General features: G+C 67.5%; 3 protein-coding genes. 2 read left to right on the top strand and 1 reads right to left on the bottom strand.

All coding sequences use genetic code 11. The features are described 5' to 3' along the window. A partial coding sequence (locus tag JOZ79_RS11660; RefSeq protein ID WP_294074313.1) for a rod shape-determining protein occupies window positions 1-218 on the bottom strand: 218 nt, incomplete at its 3' end. 207 nt (window positions 219-425) lie between these two features. Between JOZ79_RS11660 and mutL the strand changes: the two genes are divergently transcribed. Continuing rightward, on the top strand, window positions 426-2,228 hold the full coding sequence (gene mutL / locus JOZ79_RS11665; RefSeq protein ID WP_294074315.1) for a DNA mismatch repair endonuclease MutL: 1,803 nt from the start codon (window positions 426-428) through the stop codon (window positions 2,226-2,228). A 103-nt stretch (window positions 2,229-2,331) separates the two neighbouring features. Further along, on the top strand, window positions 2,332-2,898 hold a 567-nt coding region (locus tag JOZ79_RS11670; RefSeq protein ID WP_294074317.1), incomplete at its 3' end, for a TonB-dependent receptor plug domain-containing protein.

Raw genomic sequence — 2,898 nt, forward strand, 5'->3', positions numbered from 1 at the left:
CGGATCGCCTCGATCTGGTCGGGCGTCTTGCCCATCATCATCTTGGCGTCGTCGCCGACCGCCTTGACCCGTTTGACGCCGTTCAGCGTCTCGATCGCGACCACCGACGGCTCGTTGAGGACGACGCCGCGGCCGCGCACGTACACAACCGTGTTCGCAGTGCCGAGGTCGATCGCCATGTCGTGGGAGGGGAGCTTGAAAAAACGCAGAAAGGTCATTGAGATGCTCTCGCTTTCATGGATACGGCATGGCGCCGAATCCCGCCTTCGCACGCCGATCCTTTCTATAGGGTGTCCTCGCGCTTGGCGTCCACCAAACAGTTAAGATGTTTGGTTACCAAACGGTTCCATTGCGGCGACACGTTCCGCGCGTGCGCCGCCGACAAGTCTCGCGGGATGCGGCCCGATGGGCTAGAACCGGGCGCGATGTCAATCCGCCGCCTCCCCGAGCATCTCGTCAACCGCATCGCCGCCGGCGAGGTGGTCGAGCGGCCGGCGAGCGCGCTCAAGGAACTGGTCGAAAATGCGATCGACGCCGGGGCGAGCCGCATCGCCGTCGCGCTCGCCGCTGGCGGCATCGGTCGGATCGAGGTCGTCGACAATGGCTGCGGCATGGCGCCGGCCGAGATGGCGCTGGCGCTCGAGCGCCATGCCACCTCGAAGCTGCCCGAGGCTTTATGGGACAATGGGGCGATCGAGAATGTCTCGACGCTTGGCTTTCGCGGCGAGGCCTTGCCGTCGATCGCCAGCGTCGCGCGGCTGACCGTGGAGAGCCGCGTGCGGGGCGCCGATGGCTGGTCGCGGATCGTCGACAACGGGAAGCCGGCGGGCGAGGGGCCGGCGGCGCTCCCCCCCGGGACGCGCATCCTCGTCGAGGAGCTGTTCGCGCGGGTGCCGGCACGCCGCAAGTTCCTGCGCAGTGCCCGGGCGGAATATGCCGCCTGCCTCGACGCGGTGAAGCGCCTCGCGATGGCGCGGAGCGATGTTGGTTTCACCTTGGACCATGACGGCCGGCGAATTCTCACGCTCCGGCCCGCCGAGGCGCCAGCGCGGGTGGCCGAGCTGCTCGCGCACGAGCTAGAGCGGCACGGGGTGGGCATCGACTGCGAGCGCGAGGGGTTGCGTCTGACGGGCGTCGTGAGCCTGCCGACGTTCAATCGAGGGCTGGCCGACCAGCAATTCCTCTTCGTCAATTCGCGACCCGTGAGGGACCGGCTGCTCGTCGGTGCGCTCCGAGGCGCCTATCGTGACCTCATCGCTCGTGACCGCCACCCGATCGCGGCACTATTCCTAGACGCGCCGCTCGACGAGGTCGATGTGAACGTCCACCCGGCCAAGACCGAGGTGCGTTTCCGCGATCCATCCGCGGTGCGCGGGCTCATCATCGGCGGCCTGAGGCGAGCGCTCGACGCCGAGAGCCAGCGCAGCGCCGCACGCGAGCAATCGGCTGCGCCGGTGATGTGGACGAGTAGCGCGATGCACGACCAGAACCTTGTTCGTCATCCCCGCGCAGGCGAGGACCCAGCCCAACAAGAAAACTGGGCTCCCGCCTTCGCGGGAGTGACGAGTGGGGGTGTCGCCGAAGCCCAGCATCTCTTCGAACACGCGCCTGCCGCCCGCGCCGAGCCTGCCGTTGCGCCGGTTCGGCGCTACCCGCTCGGCGTCGCTCGCGGGCAGGTCGCGGCAACCTATATCGTCGCCGAGGCGGAGGATGGTCTCGTCATCGTCGACCAGCACGCCGCCCACGAGCGGCTCGTCCTCGAACGCATGCGCTCCGCGCGCGAGGGCGGCTCGATAGCCGGCCAGGCGCTGCTGATTCCGGAAGTAGTCGAACTGGACGAACCTGATTGCGACCGGCTGGAAGGCGCGGCTGCAGAGCTTGCCGGGATGGGCTTCGAGATCGAGCGATTTGGGCCAACGTCGATGCTGGTCCGCTCGATTCCGGCGGCCCTTGGCAAGACCGACGTGAAGGCGCTCGCCGCTGACCTTGCTGGTGAAATCGCCGAGCTCGGCGGGCCGCTCAGCCTCCGCGATCGCCTCGACCATGTCGCGGCGACGATTGCCTGCCACGGCTCGGTCCGCGCCGGACGTATTCTCTCAGTCGCCGAAATGAACGCACTCCTTCGCGAGATGGAAGTCACGCCCCGCTCGGGTCAATGCAACCACGGCCGGCCGACCTGGGTGAAGCTGGCGCACGGGGACATCGAGCGGCTCTTCGGGCGGAAATGACCACGGGCTTTGTTCCGTAGGCGTTGCGGATACCCGCGCTTGGGGCATAGGAGGCTCTTCTCCGGCCGGAGTTTTCGGTTGCTTGTCGTCGGGAGGGGTCGAGATGCGGCGGTTTCGCAGGCGCCTGGCAGCGACTGGAATCGCCGTCGGCATCCTGCTCGCGGCGCCGCCCTTCGCCGATGCCCTGCCGCAACCGGCGTCGGGGGAAGACCTGAACGACCTCTCGATCGAGCAGCTCGCGCAGATCCAGGTTCGCTCAGCGTCCAAGCGGGACGAGCCGCTGAGCTCGGTGCCGGCGGCGCTCTATGTCATCGACCACGACCAGATCGTCCGCTCGGGAGCCGTGACGATCCCGGAGATCCTCCGGCTCGCGCCCAACCTCCAGGTCTATCAATCGAGCCCGTCAAACTGGGTCGTCACCGCGCGCGGATTCAGCGGGCTGCCGTCGTCGCAGAGCTATTCGAACAAGCTGCTGGTGCTCATCGACGGGCGCACCGTCTACACGCCCTTGTTCTCCGGTGTGTACTGGGACCTTCCCGACCTTCTTCCCGACGACATCGAGCGGATCGAGGTCATCAGCGGACCCGGCGCAACGCTCTGGGGCGCCAATGCCGTCAACGGCGTCATCAACGTCATCACCAGGGGCGCGGCATCGAGCGCGGGTGCCTTT

Source organism: Sphingomonas sp., assembly GCF_019242355.1.
Lineage (GTDB): Bacteria > Pseudomonadota > Alphaproteobacteria > Sphingomonadales > Sphingomonadaceae > Sphingomicrobium.